Genomic DNA, 6,917 nt, shown 5'->3' on the forward strand with positions numbered 1-6,917 from the left:
CGCCGACGCCGAGGAGCAGCGCGCCTGCGGGCAGCCAGCCCGAGGCCGCCGCGCCGGTCTGCGCGAGCTCGACCGTCAGCGGGCTCCAGCCGAGCACGGCGCCGCTCGCGTCGACCACCGCGATGCGGTGATCGCCGGCCGGCAAGCCCGCCGGGATGGTGAACGACACCGAGCCGTCCAGCGCGACCACACCCACGCCGAGGTAGGTGGGGGTCGAGAAGATCCAGCCGTGCACGATCTTGCCCGCGTGCGCCGGATCGACCGCAATCGTCACGACCGAGCCGGCGACGGCAGATCCGGGGGCGGTGGCGCCGCCACGGTTCGCGTCGATCAGATCACCCTCACCCGGGGCCGCGGGCACCGAGGCATCCGGTCCGCTCGGCGCGAGGCCGCCGGCACCACCCGAGCCGTCACCGGGGGTCCCGCCGCCCGACCCACCACCCGAGCCGTCGCCCGGCGTCCCGCCGCCCGATCCGTCGCCGGGGTCTGTGCCTCCGGGCACCGCGGTGCAGTCGATCGACCCCTCGCGCAGCGCGTGATCGTCGGTGCCATTGTCGTCGGCGTAGAAGACCGGCTTCGTACCGTCGACGCACAGGTCGGCGGTCGCGAACGCGAAGCCCTCGTTCGCGATCGAGTCGAGCATCCCGGCCGGGTTCGCGTAGCGCTCCGCGACCTGGAACGAACCCGCGTGCGGGCCCGAGTCCGCGATCTGCAGCATCGCCGCCTCGCCGTTGCACGCGTCGTCGCACAGCGCCCACAGCTGATCCGACGCGGCGTCGTAGGCGACCTCGGCGACGACCCCGAGTCCGGGATCGATCGTCGCCACGAGCTTCGAGACGCCGCCGGGCAGAAGCGCCACGGCGTAGACCTTCGCGGTGCCCTCGACGCCGACGAAGAACAGGCCATCGCCGTGCCCCGCATACGACGCCGGACTGTAGGCGGCGAGCGTGCTCTCGTCGATCAGGCCGCCCGCGACGAGCGCGGCGTCCGGGATCCAGGCGATCCCCTCGAGACCCGAGTTGGCACCGAGGCCGACCGGGAGGAAGGCGCTCAGGTTCCACTCGTCGGTCGCGTTGAGGCTCGCACCGGCGCCGGTCACGTCGTAGCGCAGCACCGACGGACGGCTGACGTTCTTGTTCGAGTTGTCGCGCTCGGATGCCACATAGACACCACCCGCGGACGACCCGCCCGCGATCGTGACGCCCTCGGAGTCGATCGCACCGGTGCCGTCCGCGTAGTGCAGCACCGTGCCCGAGGACGCCGAGCCCGGCGCCGGAGCCCAGTCGGTGCCGGTCCACTGCAGCCGGAAGAGCGTGCCGCCGCCGTTGTTCACGGCCCACAGGGTTCCGCGCTCTCCGGTGCCGGATGCCTCGTACACGAGACCGCTGAGATCCTTGCCGTCGGGGGCGAACACCGTCGCGGACGTGTCGACGATGCGCACGTCGCCGCTGCCGGGCCACGGGCTCACCGTCACCTCGCCGATGCAGGAGTTCGCCTCGCCCTTCGTGGGGGCGGCCGACACGGCGAAGGCTCCTCGCGGATCGGGGCAGCGGGCGTAGGTCGTCGCGGCGTGCGCCGTCCACGAGTACGTGTCGACGAGGTCCCCCGCAGGCGAGAAGAGCCGCGCGCTGTCCGCGGACCCGAGCCCGAACGCCGACTCGACGTCGAACGCCGCGTAGCCGAGCGCGGGGATCGTGGTGCCGACCGGGATCGTGAAGACATGGCTGTCGTCGTTGTCCTTCAGCACATAGCCGGAGGCGTCGACATCCGTGTTCGACAGGTTGACCAGCTCGATCCAGTCGCCGGGCGTGCCGCCGCTCGACTCGATCTCGCTCAGGCGCAGCGGCTGGCAGTCGTTCGCGGAACCCTGCGTCGACGAGAGCGTGGTGACGAACGCGCCGGTGCCATCGGGGCAGCGGCCGTAGGTCGTCGCGGCGTGCGCCGACCAGGTGTAGGAGTCGATGACCGTGGTGCCGTCCGGCAGGAACAGCCGCGCCGAGTCGGCCGAGCCGAGCCCGAACCCGTTCGCGACGTCGGTCTGGAACCACGTGTAGGCGCCCGGCTGCAGCGTCTGCGCAGGCACGAGCAGCGTGTGGCTGTCGTCGTTGTCACGGAAGATCCACCCGGTCAGGTCGACCGCCGCCGAACCGGTGTTGTAGAGCTCGACCCAGTCGCCCGGTGTGCCCCCGTTGGACTCGACCTCGTTGATGCGGATGTCTGCGGCCCCCGCCGGCGGCGGGCACTGGTTGGGCGCCCCCTTTGTCGCGGCATCGGTGTCGACGAAGGCGCCGATGCCGTCGGGGCAGCGCCCGTACGTCTCGTCGGCATGCGCCGTCCAGGAGTAGGAGTCGATCAGCGTCGAGCCGTCGCCGAGGTACAGCCGCGCCGAGTCGGCCTTGCCGAGCCCGTACGCGGTCTCGACGTCGAACGCCGCAGCGCTGTGCGCGGCGATCATGGTGCCCGCCGGGATCTCGAACCGATGGGTGTCGTCGTTGTCCTTCAGCACGAGCCCCGCGGCATCCACCGGCGCGTCGCCCGTGTTGTAGAGCTCGATCCAGTCGCCGGGGGTTCCGCCATTGGATTCGACCTCGTTGATGACGAGAGTCGGCAGGGGCTCGACGGCGACCGCGGCGGCGGGCACGGCGGCGAGACCGGCGAAGGTGAGGGTGGCAGCGCACAGCGCGGCGAGACGTCGCATCGGACGGAGCTCCAATCGGGGGGATGCGGCCGGCTCATCGGTCGCGCTGGGCATCTTCACAGCCACGGGGCAACGGTCGGTGAACAGCGGGCGAACGGATGCCGCGGCCCGTCGCCCTGCAGCACGCCGATCGCTCGCGCACAACCCCCGTGCCGCGGCATCCCGGCGCTCGTACACTACGGATGGGGGCACGGAGGCCGAAGGGGGATCCGATGGTGATTGGTCTGGCGCAGGCGCTCGTCGCGGCCGGAGCCGTCGACGCGCAGGAGATCGCGGCGGACGTCGACAGGTTCGGGGACGGCACGGCGCTCGGGCGTGAACTGATCTCGCGCGGCGTCGTCAGCGAACGCACCCTCGCCGAGAGCGTCGCCGCGAGCACGGGCACCCGTTTCCTCGACCTCGCCGCGGTGACGATCGACCCGGCCGTGCTCGCGCTCGTGCCGAGCTCGCTGTGCCGTCGGTTCCAGCTGCTGCCGATCGAACGCAGCGCACACCGCCTCACCGTCGGGGTCGTCGACCCGACCGACCTCGTCGCCCTCGACGACGTCTCGACCGCCACCGGCCTCGTCGTCGACCCGGTCGTCGTGGCGCGCGACGCGCTGCAGACAGTGTTCGGCCGGTTCCTGCGCTCCGACGAGGAGCTCACCGAGCTCTCCACCGTCATCGAAGGTGCGAGCACGGCGGCGCGCACGTCGTTCACCCTCTCCCTCGACGAAGGGGATGACGCGACCCCGGTCGTGCGCTTCGTGAACCTGCTGATCGCGCAGGCGATCACCGACCGCGCGAGCGACATCCACATCGAGCCGGGGGAGGCCGACCTCACCGTGCGCTTCCGGATCGACGGGGTGCTGCACGAGGTGCAACGCGCCGACCGCACCATCCAGGACGGCGTGCTCTCCCGGTTGAAGATCATGGCGCAGATCGACATCGCCGAGAAGCGCCGCCCGCAGGACGGACGCATCTCGGTCACGCTCGAGGGCCGCACCGTCGACCTGCGCCTCGCGACCCTGCCGACGGTGTGGGGCGAGAAGGTCGTGATGCGCATCCTCGACACCAGCGAGCGCCGCGTCTCGATGGCCGAACTGCTGATGTCTCCCGGCAACGACGCCCGGTTCCGCGAGGCGATTCGCCGGCCGCACGGCATGGTGCTCGTCACCGGGCCGACCGGGTCGGGCAAGTCCACGACCCTCTATACGGCGCTCAGCGAGATCGCCTCGCCCGAGGTCAATGTCGTCACGATCGAGGACCCGGTCGAGTACCGGCTCCCGGGCATCAGCCAGATGCAGGTGAACCCCCGCGCCGGTCTCGGGTTCTCGACCGCGCTGCGGTCGATCCTGCGCGCAGACCCCGACGTGCTGCTGGTCGGCGAGATCCGCGACCGGGAGACCGCCATCACCTCGATCGAAGCCGCGCTCACCGGCCACCTCGTGCTCTCGACGATGCACACCAACGACGCGCCGAGCGCACTGACCCGGCTCGTCGAGATCGGCGCGGAGCCCTACCTCGTCGGCACCGCCCTCACCGCCGTCGTCGCCCAGCGTCTCGCGCGCCGCCTGTGCGTCGAGTGCCGCGAACGGGCCGACCTCGACGACGAGACCCTGCAGTCCGCAGGGTTCGAGCGCCCCGACCACGGCGTCGACGCGTTCTACCGACCGGTCGGATGCCGCGCCTGCTCGTACACCGGATACCGCGGCCGGGTGGCGCTGCACGAGGTGATGACCCTCTCCGAGGACCTCGAGCAGCAGGTCGTCGGACGCAGCCGCGGTCGGGAGCTGCGCGACATCGCCCTCGCCCAGGGCATGGTGCCGCTGCGCGACGACGGCTGGGCGAAGGTCGTCGCCGGGATCACGACGATCGACGAGGTGCTGCGCGTCACCGCGTGAGGCCGCGGCATGCGATCAGGGCTCGCGACCGCTCACGCGCCGGCGGAGTGGTTCAGCTGCGCGTAGAGGTTGAAGACGGGCAGGTAGAGCGAGATCACCATGCCGCCGATGACGACACCGAGGATCACGATCAGCACGGGCTCGATCACCGCGGTCAACTGCTCGGTGGCCGACGCGACCTCGGCCTCGTAGAACGTCGCGATGCTGTCGAGCATCTCGGTGAGCGTGCCCGACTCCTCGCCGACGGACACCATCTGCGACACCATCGGAGGGAAGACGCCCGCCGCCGCGAGCGGCGCCGCCAGCGACTTGCCCTGCCGCACCGACTCCTTGACCTTCTCGAGTGCCGCGACGATCTTCACGTTGTTGGCCGCCTCGCCGACGGTGTCGAGGGCCTGCATCAACGGCACCCCCGCCTGAAGCATCATCGACAGGTTCCGGGCGAAGCGGGCCACCGCGATCTTCGTGTTCAGGGAGCCGAAGATCGGCAGGCGCAGCTTCCACGGATCGACGACGGCACGCACCCTCGGGGTGTTGCGGGACCGCGTCCACCACACCGCACCGCCGATGACGACGACGGCGAGCAGCGGAAGGATCCACACCATGTTGTGCGAGATCGTGACGAGGATCTGCGTGGGCACGGGAAGCTCCCCGCCGAGGTTCGCGAACATCTTCTCGAAGACCGGAACGATGAACGTCACCATGCCCAGCACCGCGAGCAAGGCCACCACCAGCACGACGGTCGGGTAGGTCGTCGCCGCCCTCACCTTGTCGCGCAGCTCGGCCTCGGACTTGTAGAAACGCGCGATGGACGTGAGCGACTCGGCGAGGAATCCGCCCGCCTCCCCCACCCGCACGAGACTCACCATCAGCGGCGCGAACACCTTCGGCTGCCGGCTGAAGGCGAGAGAGAGGGATGCCCCGGACTCCACGTCCGCGACGACGCCCACGAGCGCCGCGCGCAGCGCCTTGTCGTCGGTCTGTTCGGTGAGGATCTCGAGAGTGCGCAGCAGCGGCAGCCCCGCCTCCGTGAGCGCCGCCATCTGACGGGTCATGAGCGCCAGCGCCTTGACCTTCACGCGACCCGACCCCGTGAGCGAGACCTCCCGCCGGAGCCCGGTGCGCGCCAGGGAGCGCACCTCGAGCGGGATGAGGCCCTGCGCGTGGATCTTGCCGACCGCGGCGGCCTCGTTCGCGGCATCCATCGTGCCCTTGACGACCGCCTCGTCGCCGGGCGCGACCGCCCGGTAGGAGAACCGCTCCAGCACCGGCATGGCTCACACCCCCCAGTTCGCGGGTCGCGCGACTCCGCCGCGCGTCGCCCACACCTCGTCGTCGAGGTCGGCGGGCACAGCCCGCGTCTTTTCGAGCGAACGCTGATCGACCGCGAACTGCTGCGCCAGCGACTTCTCGATGCGGCCGTCCTTCACAAGCTCGCGCAGGCTCTGGTCGAGCGTGTGCATCCCGAACTCCGACCCCGACTGCAAGGCGGAGTAGAGCTGCTGGATCTGCCCTTCCCGGATGAGGTTCGCGACCGCCGGGGTCTGCACCATCACCTCGGTGGCGAGCACACGCCCACCGCGCAGCCCCGGCAGGAGCGTCTGGCTGAGCACCCCCTGAAGGGTGTCCCCGAGCTGCGCGCGCACCTGATCGCGGCGTTCGGCAGGGAACACGTCGACGATGCGGTTGATGCTCTTCGCCGCACCCTGCGTGTGAAGGGTCGCCAGCACGAGGTGCCCGGTCTCGGCGGCGGACAGCGCGACGGCGATCGACTCCGCATCGCGCAGCTCGCCCAACAGGATCACATCGGGGTCCTGCCGCAGCACGCGCCGCAGCGCCTCGCCGAACGACGCGGTGTCGGACCCGACCTCGCGCTGGTGGACGAGCGAGTGCCGGCTGGAGTGCACGAACTCGATCGGGTCCTCGATCGTGATGATGTGCGCGGCGCGCTCCCGGTTGATGATGTCGACCATCGCCGTGAGGGTCGCCGACTTGCCCGAGCCGGTCGGCCCCGTGACCAGCACGAGTCCCCGCGGCTTGAGCGCCAGGTCGCGCGCGATCTCCGGCACGCCGAGCGCCTTCAGCGACCGCACCTCGTCGGGGATGAGTCGCAGCGCGGCCGCGACATCCCCCATCTGGCGGAAGACATTCACACGGAACCGACCGATCCCCGCAGCGGAGTAGGCGAGGTCGACCTCACCGGCGACGGCGAACTGCTTTCGCTGCTCGGCCGTCATGATGCCGGCGAGCGCACCCTCCACCCAATCGCCGGGAAGCTCCTGTCCGAACCCCTGCACCTCGGTGAGGTTACCGTCGATGCGGCAGACCGCCGGCAG

The 6,917-nt window shown here is 70.9% G+C and carries 4 protein-coding genes; 1 reads left to right on the top strand and 3 read right to left on the bottom strand.

All coding sequences use genetic code 11. The features are described 5' to 3' along the window. The coding region (locus ASG00_RS14405) for a lamin tail domain-containing protein (protein ID WP_156456201.1) at positions 1–2,764 on the bottom strand (2,764 nt) is incomplete at its 3' end. A 146-nt stretch (positions 2,765–2,910) separates the two neighbouring features. Here ASG00_RS14405 and ASG00_RS05360 point away from each other — a divergent pair. Next, a complete protein-coding gene (locus ASG00_RS05360; RefSeq protein ID WP_056207439.1) occupies positions 2,911–4,581 on the top strand; it encodes a GspE/PulE family protein in 1,671 nt (556 codons plus the stop codon). Positions 4,582–4,613: 32 nt separating this feature from the next. Here the strand turns inward: ASG00_RS05360 and ASG00_RS05365 are convergent, their stop codons facing one another. Together ASG00_RS05365 and ASG00_RS05370 are read right to left on the bottom strand one after the other, a co-directional pair. Beyond that, positions 4,614–5,855, bottom strand: a complete 1,242-nt coding sequence (locus tag ASG00_RS05365) for a type II secretion system F family protein (RefSeq protein WP_082483071.1) — start codon at positions 5,853–5,855, stop codon at positions 4,614–4,616. 3 nt (positions 5,856–5,858) lie between these two features. Then, positions 5,859–6,917: type IV pilus twitching motility protein PilT (locus ASG00_RS05370; RefSeq protein ID WP_156456203.1), on the bottom strand; the 1,059-nt coding region annotated here is incomplete at its 5' end.

The organism is Microbacterium sp. Leaf351 (assembly GCF_001423825.1).
GTDB lineage: Bacteria > Actinomycetota > Actinomycetes > Actinomycetales > Microbacteriaceae > Microbacterium > Microbacterium ginsengisoli.